The sequence below is a fragment of the Aeromicrobium sp. NPDC092404 genome, assembly GCF_040684095.1.
GTDB lineage: Bacteria > Actinomycetota > Actinomycetes > Propionibacteriales > Nocardioidaceae > Aeromicrobium.
This window is the reverse complement of sequence record NZ_JBFBFI010000002.1, coordinates 679,601-693,288: the sequence shown is the minus strand read 5'-3', so window position 1 is coordinate 693,288 and position 13,688 is coordinate 679,601. Positions and strand designations below refer to the sequence as shown.

Annotated in this window: 12 protein-coding genes; 5 read left to right on the top strand and 7 right to left on the bottom strand. The window is 69.7% G+C overall.

What is annotated here, in order from left to right; genetic code table 11:
- Window positions 1-4 precede the first annotated feature (4 nt).
- Window positions 5-325 (bottom strand): hypothetical protein, encoded by a 321-nt coding sequence (locus AB0N22_RS13915; protein WP_364641206.1) that lies wholly within the window; start codon window positions 323-325, stop codon window positions 5-7.
- Window positions 325-1,470, bottom strand: coding sequence for a Rieske 2Fe-2S domain-containing protein (locus AB0N22_RS13910; RefSeq protein WP_364641203.1), 1,146 nt, complete (start codon window positions 1,468-1,470; stop codon window positions 325-327). Before AB0N22_RS13910 ends, AB0N22_RS13915 begins: the two co-directional genes overlap by 1 nt.
- 60 nt (window positions 1,471-1,530) lie before the next feature.
- Between AB0N22_RS13910 and AB0N22_RS13905 the strand changes: the two genes are divergently transcribed.
- The 4 genes from AB0N22_RS13905 (at window position 1,531) to AB0N22_RS13890 (ending at window position 7,060) form a co-directional block, all read left to right on the top strand.
- Entirely contained in the window at window positions 1,531-2,715 is a 1,185-nt protein-coding gene (locus tag AB0N22_RS13905) for an acyl-CoA dehydrogenase family protein (RefSeq protein WP_364641200.1), read from the top strand.
- 11 nt (window positions 2,716-2,726) lie between these two features.
- The gene (locus AB0N22_RS13900) at window positions 2,727-3,818 is read left to right on the top strand and encodes an acyl-CoA dehydrogenase family protein (RefSeq protein ID WP_364641197.1); all 1,092 of its coding nucleotides are present in this window, start codon (window positions 2,727-2,729) and stop codon (window positions 3,816-3,818) included.
- Complete coding sequence (locus tag AB0N22_RS13895) at window positions 3,815-5,380, top strand: AMP-binding protein (RefSeq protein WP_364641194.1); 1,566 nt, start codon at window positions 3,815-3,817, stop codon at window positions 5,378-5,380. Before AB0N22_RS13900 ends, AB0N22_RS13895 begins: the two co-directional genes overlap by 4 nt.
- Before the next feature lie 72 nt (window positions 5,381-5,452).
- Window positions 5,453-7,060: a protein kinase gene (locus AB0N22_RS13890; protein WP_364641191.1), complete on the top strand. Its 1,608-nt coding sequence runs from the start codon at window positions 5,453-5,455 to the stop codon at window positions 7,058-7,060.
- A gap of 111 nt (window positions 7,061-7,171) precedes the next feature.
- On the opposite strand, the gene AB0N22_RS13885 is transcribed toward AB0N22_RS13890, so the two are convergent.
- Both AB0N22_RS13885 and AB0N22_RS13880 read right to left on the bottom strand, forming a co-directional pair.
- Window positions 7,172-8,275: a nitronate monooxygenase family protein gene (locus AB0N22_RS13885; RefSeq protein ID WP_364642757.1), complete on the bottom strand. Its 1,104-nt coding sequence runs from the start codon at window positions 8,273-8,275 to the stop codon at window positions 7,172-7,174.
- The gene (locus tag AB0N22_RS13880; protein WP_364641188.1) at window positions 8,275-9,900 is read right to left on the bottom strand and encodes an acyl-CoA synthetase; all 1,626 of its coding nucleotides are present in this window, start codon (window positions 9,898-9,900) and stop codon (window positions 8,275-8,277) included. The genes AB0N22_RS13885 and AB0N22_RS13880 overlap by 1 nt, the downstream gene beginning before the upstream one ends.
- A 46-nt stretch (window positions 9,901-9,946) precedes the next feature.
- On the opposite strand from AB0N22_RS13880, the gene AB0N22_RS13875 reads away from it, so the two are divergent.
- Window positions 9,947-10,741: a crotonase/enoyl-CoA hydratase family protein gene (locus AB0N22_RS13875; RefSeq protein ID WP_364641185.1), complete on the top strand. Its 795-nt coding sequence runs from the start codon at window positions 9,947-9,949 to the stop codon at window positions 10,739-10,741.
- 20 nt (window positions 10,742-10,761) lie between these two features.
- Here the strand turns inward: AB0N22_RS13875 and fadD8 are convergent, their stop codons facing one another.
- The 3 genes from fadD8 to AB0N22_RS13860 are packed head-to-tail and all read right to left on the bottom strand — an operon-like array spanning window position 10,762 to window position 13,635.
- A complete protein-coding gene (gene fadD8, locus AB0N22_RS13870; RefSeq protein WP_364641182.1) occupies window positions 10,762-12,330 on the bottom strand; it encodes a fatty-acid--CoA ligase FadD8 in 1,569 nt (522 codons plus the stop codon).
- A 1-nt stretch (window position 12,331) separates the two neighbouring features.
- A complete protein-coding gene (locus AB0N22_RS13865; RefSeq protein WP_364641179.1) occupies window positions 12,332-13,177 on the bottom strand; it encodes an SDR family oxidoreductase in 846 nt (281 codons plus the stop codon).
- Entirely contained in the window at window positions 13,174-13,635 is a 462-nt protein-coding gene (locus tag AB0N22_RS13860) for a nuclear transport factor 2 family protein (RefSeq protein WP_364641176.1), read from the bottom strand. Before AB0N22_RS13860 ends, AB0N22_RS13865 begins: the two co-directional genes overlap by 4 nt.
- Between the last annotated feature and the right edge of the window lie 53 nt (window positions 13,636-13,688).

Below are 13,688 nucleotides of genomic sequence, written 5' to 3'. Positions count from 1 at the left end.
GCGCTCACTCATCGACTGATCCGACCGGGTCGACCCCGGCGCCGACGGTGATGAGGCCCTCGCTGACGGCGTACTCGATCGAGGCGACGAGCCTGGGGCAGGCGGAGTGGACGGGGCGCCCGTCCTCCTGCCGGTCGAGGGCGGCGAAGGTCTCGCAGGCCCGGACGGCGTCCTGGTTCCACTGGATCGAGGTGTGGTGCTCGCTGTTCTTGCGCACCATGACGGTGGCCCCGCACTGCCGGCAGTCCACGTCCGACAGGCGCTCGGAGGTGTAGAGCTCGCGGTCCTCGAGCGTCTCGGCGCGCGTCGGGACGATGTACGCCATCAGGCGTCTGCCGTCTCGGCCTGGCGGTCCTCGGCCGCCTTGCGTGCCAGGTTCTCCGCGACCTCGGCGCGCCAGTTCTCGTTGGCCTTGGTCGTGTCGACCTCGAACTCGAACCGCTCGACCATCTCGGGCTCGATGTCGGCCTTGTCGACGTAGAACTGCTCGTACCAGCGGCGCAGCTGGTAGACCGGGCCGTCCTCCTCGCACAGCAGCGGGTTCTGCACGGGCGCCTTGTTCTGCCAGATCGCGACGTCCTGGAGGAACCCCTGCTCGAACGTCTCGGCGTACTTGTCGCCGATGTACTTCGCGGTCGCCTCGTCGACGCCCTCCGGCTTCTCGACGCACAGGCCGTACTGCAGGTTGAACGAGTTGGGACCGGTCGGGATGTGGCAGTTGATCAAGATGACCTTGGTCAGGAAGCCCTTGTAGTCGGTGTCGAGCCAGTTGACCATGTAGGACGGCCCGAAGTAGGTCGCCTCCGACTTGAGGACGAGGTCCTCGTCGCCGTAGCCCTCGGCCTTCATGTCCGGGCGGCCGGTCGACTCCATGAACTGGGTGGCCTTGTCGCCCTCGAAGACGTTGCGGAAGTTGGTGGGGAACGCGAAGTGGATGTAGAAGAAGTGCGCCATGTCGACGACGTTGTCGATGATCTCGCGGCAGTGCGCGTTGTCGACCTCGATGACGTTCCAGGTCCACTCGGTGTAGCGGTCGGTGCCGACGCCCTCCAGGAGCGGCGGGAGGGCGTCCATGTCGGCCGGGCTGCCCTCGGGGTCGTGCCAGATCAAGAGCTGGCCGTTGTGCACGACGCTCTCGTAGCGCTGCGTCCGCGCGCGCAGCGGGACGCGCTTGGCGTACGGGATCGCCTTGCACTTGCCGTCGCCACCCCAGCGCCAGTCGTGGAACGGGCAGGCGATCTCGTCGCCCTTGACGGTGCCCTGGGTCAGGTCGCCGCCCATGTGCCGGCAGTAGCCGTCGAGGACGTTGAGCTTGCCCTCGGAGTCGCTCCACACGACGAGCTTGCCGCCGAACGCCTGGACGGAATGCGGGTTGCCGTCGTTGAAGTCGCGCTCGAGGCCGAGGCAGTGCCAGCCGCGGGCGAATCGCTCCGGGACGGTGCCGGTGTCGAGAACGCGGGTCTCACTCACGATTGCCTCCGATTGCGGTCCCCTGTGGACCAAAACGAGAACACGTTATAGTTTTACCACATGTACGTCGCCCTGACAGCCGACCAGCTTCGCCTTCGTGATGAGCTCACGGGTTACTTCTCCGAGCTGGTCACGCCTGAGCGGCGCGCCGCCCTCGCAGCATCCTCCGGGGAGTTCGGCGACGCCACCGTCTACAAGGACGTGATCCGTCAGCTCGGCGCCGACGGCTGGCTCGGGATGGGCTGGCCCGAGGAGTGGGGCGGGCAGAACCGCTCGATGGTCGACGAGCTGATCTTCACCAACGTCGCCGCGGTCGCGGGGGTGCCGATCCCCTACCTGACGCTCAACACGGTGGGCCCGACGATCATGAAGTACGGCAACGACGAGCAGAAGGCCTACTTCCTGCCCAAGATCGTGCAGGGCGAGCTGCACTTCTCGATCGGCTACTCCGAGCCCGGCTCCGGCACCGACCTCGCCTCCCTGCGCACCAAGGCCGAGCTCGACGAGACGACCAACGAGTGGGTCATCAACGGCCAGAAGATGTGGACCTCGTTGATCCAGTACGCCGACTGGATCTGGATGGCCTGCCGCACCGACCCCGACCTGCCCCGTCACAAGGGCCTGTCGATGATCCTCGTCCCGGCGAGCTCCGAGGGCTTCTCCTACACCCCCGTGCACACGATCGCCGGCGTCGGCACCAGCGCGACGTACTACGACGACGTACGGGTGCCGGCCGAGAACCTGATCGGCGGTCGCGGCGGTGGCTGGGCGCTGATCACCAACCAGCTCAACCGCGAGAGGGTCGCCCTGACGTCGTCGGCGCCGCTCGTCCACTCGATCGAGCTCGTGACCGACTGGGCGCGGGAGACCAAGAACGCCAACGGCGTGCGCGTCATCGACCAGGAGTGGGTGCAGATCCTCCTCGGCCGGGCGCAGGCCCGCACGGAGGCCCTGACATTGATGGGCTGGAAGCTCGCCGCCGAGATCGACACCCTCTCCCCCGCTGACGCATCGGCCATCAAGGTCTACGGATCGGAGCTCGCGATCGAGGTCTACCGCGCCCTCAAGGAGATCGTCGGCCCCGCCGCCGGAATCGCCGCCGACTCCGCCGGCGCCGTGCTGGCCGGCCGGCTCGAACGCTACTTCCGCTCGTCGCTCGTCATGACCTTCGGCGGCGGCACCAACGAGATCCAGCGGGACATCATCGGCTACGTCGGGCTCGGCATGCCGGCAGCGAAGCGCTAGAGGACGACGACATGGACTTCACCCTTCCGCCCGAGGCCGAAGAGGCCGCCGCACTCGCAGCGACGATCCTGCGGGACCACACCGGTCCCGCCCGGCTCGCCGAGGTCGAGGCCTCCGGCAACCGGTTCGATCCCGTTCTGTGGCAGGCGCTCGGCGAGGCGGGCCTGCGCGGACTCACGACGCCGGAGTCGCACGACGGCGCCGGGCTCGGGTTCCTCGAGCTGTGCCGCGTCCTCGTCGAGGTGGGCCGCACCGTCGCGCCCGCCCCGCTCGCCACCGACGCCGTGGCCCGTCTGGTGGTGGCCGAGCACGGCACCGACGAGCAGCAGCGGACCGCCTCCGCCGCCGGGGTGCTGACCTGCGCGGTGGCCGAGGAGCACGAGCACGCCCCCAGCTCGCCGACCACGACCGCCGCGCCCGACGGCTCGGAGCTCGTGCTCACCGGCACGAAGTACCTCGTCCACGCCGCCGCCGTCGCCGACGGCTTCCTCGTCACGGCGACGACTCCTGACGGCACCGGGATCTTCCTCGTCGACGCCGGGTCGCCGGGGCTGCAGGTTCGCGAGCAGCGGCTGAGCGACGGCGACGCCGTGGGACTCATCGAGCTGTCCGGCGTACGCGTGGGTGCCGACCGGCGCATCGGCGATGCCGCAGCGGCACGTCGGCTCGTCGACCTGCTCACCGTGGCGAGCTGCGCCGTGCAGCTCGGCGTCACCGAGGGAGCGCTGCGGCTGACGGCCGAGTACGCGAAGGTCCGCGAGCAGTTCGACCGGCCGATCGGCACGTTCCAGGCCGTGTCCCAACGACTGGCCGACGGCTACATCGACACGCGGTTCCTCGCGCTGACGGTGTGGCAGGCCGCGTGGCGCCTGGCCGAAGGACTCCCGGCGACCGAGGCGATCGCGACGGCCAAGCTCTGGGCCTCTGATGCAGGGCACCGCATTGCCCACACGACGGTGCACGTGCACGGCGGGGTCGGGGTCGACCTCGACGGTGAGGCGCACCGCTACTTCACTGCCGGCACCCGCTACGACTTCGAGTACGGCGGCGCCACCGAGCAGGCACTGCGGCTCGGCAGGCTCCTCGCCGCCGAACCCGCGTGACGATCCGGGACCTGCTCCTCGACCGGGCCGAGCAGGACACCCCGGCACTCCTGACCCACGACCGCTCCTGGACGTGGCGCGAGCTGGTCGCGGAGGCCGCGTCGAGGGCGACAGCCGTCTCAGAGCTGCTCGACCCGGCCCGGCCGGCCCACGTCGGACTGCTGATGGACAACACCCCCGAGATGCTGCTCGGCCTGGCCGCGGCAGGTCTCGGTGGTCACGTCGCCGTCGGCGTCAACAGCACCCGGCGAGGTGACGCGCTGCTGGCCGACCTGGAGCGTGCGGATGTCCAGGTGCTGCTCACCGACGCCACGCAGCACCATCTCCTGGACGACCTCGAGCTGACCGGCGTCCGGGTGGTCGACACCGGCGGCCCGGAGTGGCGCGACCTGGTGGCGCACGCGAGTGCGGAGCCCGTCGCGGCCACGCCGACCGACGAGTCGCTCTTCATGCTGATCTTCACCTCCGGCACGAGCGGCCGGCCCAAGGCCGTGCGCATCACCCACGAGAAGGTGACCGTGCCGGGCGCCTACCTCTCCGAGAAGCTGGGGCTCGGCAGCGACGACGTGCACTACGTCGCGATGCCGCTGTTCCACTCCAACGCCGTCATGGCGGGCTGGGCGCCGGCGCTGCACAACGGTGCCGCCGTCGCGCTGCGGGAGAAGTTCTCCGCGTCCGAGTTCCTGTCGGACGTACGCCGGTTCGGTGCGACGTACGCGTCCTACGTCGGCAAGCCCCTCACCTACGTCCTGGCCACGCCGCCCCGGCCCGACGACGCGGACAACCCGCTGAGGTTCGTGTTCGGCAACGAGGCCGGCGACCGTGACATCCGCGCGTTCGGCGAGCGGTTCGGCTGCCACGTGATCGACGGTTTCGGCTCGACCGAGAACGCCGTGATCGTCAGCAGGATCGAGGGCACGCCGCCGGGCGCCCTGGGCTGGCCGGCGGACGGGGTCGCCGTCCTCGATCCCGAGACGCTGGCCGAGTGCCCTCGAGCCGTCGTGGACGCCGACGGACGGGTCGCGAACCTCGAGGAGTGCGTCGGCGAGCTGGTCAACACGACGGGCGGCGGGCAGTTCGCCGGCTACTACAACGACCCGGAGGCCACGGCCGAGCGGATGCGTGGCGGCATGTACTGGTCCGGCGACCTCGCGTACCGCGACGCCGATGGCTGGGTGTGGTTCGCCGGACGCACGGCAGCCTGGTTGCGGGTCGACGGCGAGAACCTCGCCTGCGCACCGATCGAGCAGGTCCTGCTCCGTCACCCCGCCATCGACCAGGCAGCCGTCTACGCCGTTCCGGACGAGCGATCCGGCGACCAGGTCGCGGCGGCGCTCGTGCTGCGAGGCGGGCTCGACGCGGACGATCTCGAGCGATTCCTCGACGAGCAGCCCGACCTGTCACCCAAGGCGCGGCCGCGCTACGTCCGGATCGTCGACGAGCTGCCCCGCACCGCGACCCACAAGGTGCTGCACCGCGACCTCACGGCGGCGGGCCTCGCCGACGTGACCTGGACCCGTGAGGAGCGCGGCACGCGGTACCTGACCGGAGTGCTGCGGTGACCTCGGATCGCGACACTGCGTACCGTCGTCCCTAGAGGGTAGTGATCATGACGGACCTCGAGAGGAGCCTGGATGCCGCCTACGACGATCGCCGGCCGCTATGCCGTCGAACGTGCCGTCGGCCGCGGCGGCATGGGCACGGTCTGGCTGTGTCGCGACGAGCTCCTCGGCCGCATGGTGGCGGTCAAGGAGGTCGGCAGCGTCCCCGGCGGGTCGACCTCGGACCTGGCGCGGGCCCTTCGCGAGGCCCGCAACTCAGCGGCCCTCAACCACCGCAACGTCGTCGCCATTTACGACGCGGTCGAGGACGGCGACCACAACTGGCTCGTGATGGAGTACGTCCCCTCGCGCAACCTGTCGGAGCTCGTCACCGAGGAGGGCGCGCTGCCACCCGAGCGCGTCGCCTGGATCGGGGCTCAGGTCGCTGACGGCCTCGCCGCCGCCCATGAGCGCGGCACGATGCACCGCGACGTCAAGCCGGGGAACATCCTGGTCACCGAGGACGACCACGTGAAGATCAGCGACTTCGGGATCGCCCGGACGTACGGGGATGCGACGCTGACCCGGTCAGGGGTGGTCACCGGCACGCCGGCCTACTTCGCACCCGAGCTGGCCCGGGGCGCGGAACCCACCCTCGCCGCCGACGTGTGGGGGCTCGGGGCGTCCCTCTACGCCGCGGTCGAGGGCCGGCTCCCCTATCCCGACCAGACGAACGCGATCGCCCTGCTGTCGCGGATCGCCACGGAGGCACCCGCACCGATGGAGAAGGCCGGGTTCCTCAACGAGGCGATCACCCGGATGATGGACCGCGATCCGAGCACCCGCTGGACCATGGCCGATGCGGCCCACGCCTTGCACCGCCTGCACGAGCAGCACGCCATCCGCCCCGCCGGCCCGACCACGGCGTCGTTGACCGAGCCGTTCGCCGGCAGCGAGCAGGCCGAGCCCGCGGAGCCGATCAGCGAGCCCGAAGCCGGCTCCGATGCCGTCGTCGCCCCAGAAGCCGACGTTGAGTCCGGGGGACCGCCGACCGAGCCCGTCTCGCCGCCGACGTCCGACTCCATCCGCCGGATCTCGACGCCTCCGCCGACCGCGGACCCCTCGCCGGGACGCGGCGATGACGATCATGGGCGGCGCGGCCTCGCGATCGCGGCTGCGCTGCTGGTCGTCGCCCTCGCCGCCCTCGGCGGCGCCTGGCTGGTGAACCAGGACGGCGACGACGACCCGACCGCACGGCAGGAGTCCACCAGCTCACCGTCGTCGGAGGCCGACGGCTCCGAGGCCCCGAGCGACGAGAGCGGCGACGCGGACAACGACGACTCGTCAGGCTCGGGCTCGGGCTCGGGTGCCGACTCCTCGGGAACGGGTGAGGGCGAGCCCTCCTCCGACCCGGCCCAGTTCGTCGAGGACTACTACTCGCTCCTCCCGGGCGACACCAAGACGGCGTGGGCCCTGCTCTCACCAGGAATGCAGGACACGGTCGGCGGCTACGGCAGCTACGCCGGGTTCTGGCGCACCGTCGAGGCCGTTCGCGTCGACGAGACGACCGCGGTCGAGGAGGGGGTCGTGGACGTCCGCCTGACCTACACGACGAGCCGTGGCGTCGAGTCGGAGACGAGGCGGTTGCGTCTGGTCGACGGCGGCAAGGGCCTGCAGATCGACGGCGACCAGACGGTCTAGGCGTCAGGTCACGGCCGGCGACGATGTCGATCGACTACGTCCGCGTCTGGTCCTAGACGCTCCTCGACGACCGCCCGGTGCCACAGGCTCCGGGCGGTCGTCGGTCGCGAGCTAGAGGTTCGAGAGCCGCTTGACGGTCTGCTCGTACTCGTCGACCAGGTCGGCCATGACGTCCGCGACCGGCCGCACCGTGTTCATCGAGCCGACGATCTGGCCCACCGGCATCGAGATGACGTCCGGGTTGCCGGCCGAGTTCATCCTGCTGTGCGCATCGGCCACCAGGAGGTTCTGCAGCGGCATCGGGAGCGGCGACGGCGCCTCCTCGGTGTCCCATGCCTCGGTCCACTTGGTCTTGAGCAGGCGCGCCGGCTTGCCGGTGTAGATGCGGGTCCGCACGGTGTCGGCGCTGGAGGCACGCAGGAAGGCCTCGGTCATGCCGGCGTTGGTGTTGAGCTCCTGGTACTCCTCGGTCGTCAGCCACACCGAGCCGGTCCACACGCCCTGTGCCCCGAGCGCCAGCGAGGCGGCGACCTGGCGGCCGCGGCCGATGCCGCCGGCACCGAGCACGGCCACGTCGGGCCCGACCGCGTCCACGATCTCCGGGGTCAGCACCATGCTGGCGATCTCACCGGTGTGGCCACCGGCCTCGTAGCCCTGCGCGATGATGATGTCGACGCCGTTGGCGACGTGCGAGAGCGCGTGCTTCGCCGCCCCGGCGAGGGCCGCGACCTGCACGCCTTCGGCGTGCGCCTGGTCGATGATGTCCTTCGGGGGCGAGCCGAGGGCGTTCGCGATCAGCACCGGGCGGTGCTTGCCACTGAGGGCGACGTCGACATGGGACCGGGCGACCGAGTGCAGCCAGCCCAGCACCCCGGCGCGTCCCTCACCCTCGGGCAGCGGCGGGACGCCGAGCTGCTGCAGGGTCCGCTCGACGAACGAGACGTGCTCGTCGGGGATCATCGCCTGGAGGTCGATGGCCTTGCCCTCGGTGGGCACCTTCATCGGCATCACGACGTCAACGCCGTAGGGCTTGCCGTCGGTGTTGTCGTCGAGCCAGTCGAGCGTGCGGTCCAGCTCGTCGGCCTCGTTGAACCGGACGCAGCCGAGGACGCCGAGGCCACCGGCCCGGGAGACCGCGGCGGCGACGTGCTCGGACGGGGTGAACGCGAAGATCGGGTACTCGATGCCGAACCGCTCGCAGAGCTCGGTGCGCATCACGCGACAGCCCCTCGGTGCGTGCTCTCGGCGATCTCCTTGGCCGCCGGGTAGTTTGCCTTGCCCGTGGCGGTGCGCGGGATCTCGTCGACGTACGCGACCGAGCGCGGCAGCTTGTAGCCGGACAGCAGCTTGCGCAGGTGGCCCTGGAGGTCCTCGAGGGTCGGCGGCTCCTCGGACCTCGACTGGATCACCGCGGACACGTGGTGGCCCCACTTCTCGTCGGGCAGGCCGACCACGAGCGCGTCGTAGACGTCGGGATGGCTCTTGAGCGCCATCTCGACCTCCTCGGGATACACCTTCTCGCCGCCGGTGTTGATGCAGTTGGAGCCCCGGCCGAGCAGGGTCACCTTGTTGTCGGCCTCGATGCGGGCGTAGTCACCCGGCACCGAGTAGCGCTTGCCGTCGACCTCGAGGAACGTACGGGCCGACTTCTCGGGATCGCGGTAGTAGCCGAGCGGCACGCTGCCGGAGCGTGCGAGCCGGCCGATGGCGCCGATGTTGTCCGGGTCGATCGGCTGGTTGTAATCGTCGAGCACGACGGTCTCCGCGCCGAGGGCGACGACGGGTCCCTGACCCTGGATGTTGTCGCTGTCCTGGAGCCCCGTGCCGGAGAACCCGGTCTCGGACGAGCCGATCGAGTCCGTGAAGAACGCGTTGGGGAACGCCTTCATCCAGACCTCCTTGACGGGGCGGCTGAAGATCGCCGCGCTGCTCGCGATCGCGACGAGGGAGCTGCCGTCGAAGCTGCCCGCCTGGTACGCCTCGATCAACGGCCGGGCCATCGCGTCACCGGTCATGAAGATGAGCTGGACCTTCTCGCGGTCGATGATCCGCCAGGTCTCCTCGGCGTTGAACGTCGGCTCGAGGATCGTGAGGTGGCCGGCGAAGAGGTGCATCAGCATGGCGGCCTGCGCGCCGCCGTGCATCAGGGGGCTCAGCGGGAACGTCACCATCGGGTCGGTGGTCTTGGCGCCCTCGGACTGCGTGAACTCCTCGATCCGGTCGCCGGTCATGAAGTCGATGCCGCCTCCGAGGACTCGCCAGAAGTCCTCGTGCCGCCACATGACGCCCTTGGGGAAGCCCGTCGTGCCGCCGGTGTAGACGATGTAGAGGTCGTCCCCGCTGCGCTCGTCGAAGTCCCGCTCGGCGCTCTGGCCCGCCAGCGCCTCGTCCCAGGTGACACCCCCGTACGGCGAGATGTCGGCCTGGCTGTCGAGGTCGGTCGGGTCGGGCATCGCCACGATCGTGGTGAGCGCCGGGTGCTGCGGCGAGGTCGCCGCGACCATGTCGGCGTACGGGCGCTCGTGCAGCAGCGCGACCATGTCGGAGTTCTCGATGAGGTAGTTGAGCTCGGCCTCGACGTAGCGGTAGTTCACGTTGATCGCCACGGCGCGGATCTTGAAGATCGCGAGCAGCGAGATGACGTGCTCGATGCTGTTCTTCGCGTAGATGCCGACGTGGTCGCCGGCGCCGATGCCGCGCGACGCGAGGTAGTGGGCGAGCTGGTTGGCCTGCGACTCCAGCTCCGCGTACGTCAGCTTGCGGGGTCCGACCTGGAGGATCGGACGGTCGGGTACGGCGTCAACAGCGTGCTCGAACAAGTCGGCGATGTTCAATGGCATGCGCCCAAGACTAGAACACGTTCTCGTTTTTGACTACGCTCTCGATATGTCATCCACCGCTGCCCACTGCCTGGTCGAGCTCCAAGGCAACACCCTGGTCGTCACGATGAACCGTCCCGAGGCGCGCAACGCGCTGTCCGGCGAGATGCTCGCCATCATGGGCGACGCGTGGGACCGGACCAACTCCGACCCCGACGTCAAGGTCGTGATCCTGACGGGTGCGGGCGGCTACTTCTGCGCCGGCGCCGACCTCAAGTCGATGTCGTCGTCCTCGCCGTCGGACAAGTTCGAGTCCGGCGAGTTCGACCCCTCGATCATCAAGCCGCTCCTCAAGGGCTTCCGGCTGACCAAGCCGCTCATCGCGGCCGTCGAGGGTCCCGCGATCGCCGGCGGCACCGAGATCCTGCAGGCCACCGACATCCGCGTCGCGGGAGAGTCGGCGCGCTTCGGCGTCTCCGAGCCCAAGTGGGGCCTCTACCCGCTGGGCGGTTCGGCCGTACGCCTCCCGCGCCAGCTCCCGTACACGGTCGCCGCCGACCTGCTGCTCACCGGCCGTCACATCAAGGCGCCCGAGGCCAAGGAGATCGGCCTGATCGGTCACGTCGTGCCCGACGGCGAGGCGCTCGCCAAGGCGCACGAGATCGCGGACCTGATCGCGGCCAACGGTCCCCTGGCCGTGCAGGCCGTGCTCAAGACGATCCGCGACTCCGAGGGCAAGCACGAGGACGACTGCTGGAAGGACGATGCTGCCGTCGGCGCCGCCGTCTTCGCGTCCGAGGACGCCAAGGAGGGCCCCCGGGCGTTCGCCGAACGCCGCACCCCCCAGTTCCAGGGCAAGTAGCGCCGACCACGCGGCGAGGGTCAGCCGACGTTGCGGTCCCCGGTCCAGAACTGGGCGCGCAGGGCCTTCTTGTCGGGCTTGCCGAGGGCCGTCAGCGGCAGCGAGTCCGCGATGATGACCTCCTTGGGGGCTTGAACCGCGCCCTTGCGCTCCTTGACCGACGCCTGGATCTCGGCCTTGATCTCGCTCAACGAGCGGCCGTCGCGCTTGGCGTCCTCGCGCAGCACCACGACCGCCGTCACGGCCTCGCCGAACTTCTCGTGAGGCGTGCCGATCACGCCGACCTGGGCGACCGCCGGGTGCTCGGCGACGACGTCCTCGACCTCTCGCGGGAAGACGTTGAAGCCACCGCTGACGATCATGTCCTTGATGCGGTCGACGATGTACCAGAAGCCGTCCTCGTCCTCGCGCGCCACGTCACCGGTGTGCAGCCAGCCGTCGTGGAACGCCTCGGCGGTCTCCTCGGGCTTGTTCCAGTAGCCGCCCGCGAGCACGGGACCGGCCACGCAGATCTCGCCCGGCTGGCCCTGCGCCACCGGCTGCCCGTCCTCGCCCAGCAGCGCGGTGCGCAGGAAGGCGCTGGGACGTCCACAGCTCGCGAGCCGCTCGGGGGTGTGGTCGGCCTTGGCGAGGTAGGAGATCACCATGGGGCACTCGGACTGGCCGAAGTACTGCGCGAAGATCTTGCCGAACCGGTCGATCGCCTCGGCCAGGCGCGTGGGGTTGATCGCCGCCGCTCCGTAGTAGACGGTCTCGAGGCTCGACAGGTCACGGGTGTGCGAGTCCGGGTGGTCCATCAAGGCGTAGAGCATGCTCGGCACGAGCATCGTCGCGGTGATCCGCTCCTCCTCGATCGTGCGGAGCACCGTCGCCGGGTCGAACCCGGGCAGCACGACGAGCCGGCCGCCCTTGGCCACGGTCGGGGCGAAGAACGCCGCACCCGCGTGCGACAGCGGCGTGCAGATGAGGAACGTCGGCGCCTCGGGCCACTCCCACTCGGCGAGCTGCACCTTGGTCATCGCGGCGATGCTCGACGCCGTCCCGATGACGCCCTTGGGCTTGCCGGTGGTGCCTCCGGTGTAGGTGATGCCGACGACGTGGTCCGGCGGCAGGTCCTTGGCGGTCAGCGGCTCGACGTCGTAGGTCGCGGCCTTAGCGGCCAGGTCGTCGATCGTGATGACGGTCGTGAGCGACGGCACGCGCTCCTTGAGGGCCTCGGCCCGCTCGAGGAACGCCGGGATGTTGTCGACGATCAGGGCCGTCACGCCGGCGTCGTCGAGCACGTACGCATGGTCGTCCAGAGAGCCGAGCGGGTGCAGCGCCGTACGGCGGTAGCCCTGCGTCTGGCCCGCGCCGATCAGGAACAGCACCTCAGGACGGTTGGCGGCCAGGAGGCCGACGGCCGTGCCGGTCCCGGCGCCCATGTCCTCGAGCGCGCGGACGTAGCGACTCATCTCGTCGGCCATCTCCTGGCCGGTGATGTTGCGTTCCCCCAGCTGCATGACCGAGGCGTTGCGGTGCCGCTTGAGGGAGTCGAGCAGCATCTGGCCCGAGTGGGGGCCGCGGTGGATGTCTGGATCGAGCGTCATGTCAGCGAGCCCCCTTGCCGGGGCCCTTGACCCGCGGATCGTCCTTGAAGTTGATGGCGTCACGCTCGCCGCCCACGGTGTTGATCGTGATGCCGCCGTCGACGTCGAGGATCGTGCCGGTGACGTACGACGAGGCGTCCGAGGCCAGGAACAGCGCCGCGTCGGCGATGTCGGCGTGCGTGCCCCAGCGGCGCAGCGGTGTCGAGGCCGTGATGGTCTCCTTGATGCCCGGCATCGTCGCGATGACGTTGTCCATCCCCCAGGTGTCCTCGATCGGGCCCGGGCTGATGCCGTTGACGCGGACTCCGGCGGGTCCCCACTCGAGCGCGAGGCACTTCGTCAGCATGTTGACCGCGGCCTTGGAGGCGCAGACATGGCTTTGGAACGCCAGCGGTTTGACCGCCTCGGGCGCCGTGATCGCGATCAGCGACGCGCCGGGGGCTCTCAGGTGCTCGAAGCTCGCGCGGTAGAGGTTGAAGGTGCCCATCAGGTCGATGTCGACGACGGACTGGAACGCCTTGGACGACATGCCGAGGGCGGGGGCGTAGAAGTTGCCGGCCTGCCCGGCGACGACGATGTCGATGCCGCCGAACGTGTCGGCGGTCTCCTGCATCGTCTCGGCGACCCGGTCGTAGTCGCGGGCGTCGGCCGGCAGGCCCAGCGCCTCGCCGCCCTCCTCGGTGATCTCCTTGGCCGCCGACGCGCACCGCTCGACGTCACGGCTCATCACGACGACCTTGGCGCCCTGCGAGGCGTACCGCTTGGCGATCGCGAGGTTGAACCCCCGCGTGCCGCCCGCGACGTACGCGACCTTGCCCTCCAGGATGTTCTCTCCGAACACGGTCATGCGGTCTCTCCCTTGGTGAATGACGCCATGGTGCGGTCGGGCTCCCAGTAGGCCTTCATCGAGGCGACCCGTCCGTCGTCGTTCACGACGTAGACCATGATCAGGTCCGTCGTGGTGTGGCTGCCGTCGGCGAACGACGTCGTGATGCGCCCGATGTTGGCGCACGTGTTGCCGGCAGGATTGGCGAACGAGTCGTCGATCTCGAACTCGAACCGGTCGATGGGGGCGATCGCGGCCTCCCAGAACGCCCGGATGCCGTCATGCCCGCGGTGGCCCTTGCCCTCCTCGTCGAACATCGACGGCCCGACAGGGTCTTCGATCACGGCGTCCTCGGCGTACACGGTCAACCACTCCTCGAGGTCGCCCTTGGCGACGGCGGAGTAGGAGCGCTGCGAGGCGGAGCGGGCTGGATGCGGGTCGTTGGGGGCGTTCCAGTGGATGGCGTCCGACGAGATCATGCTGGCGATTGTAGAACACGTTCTACTTTTGAGGTAGGTGCTGCAGACAACCA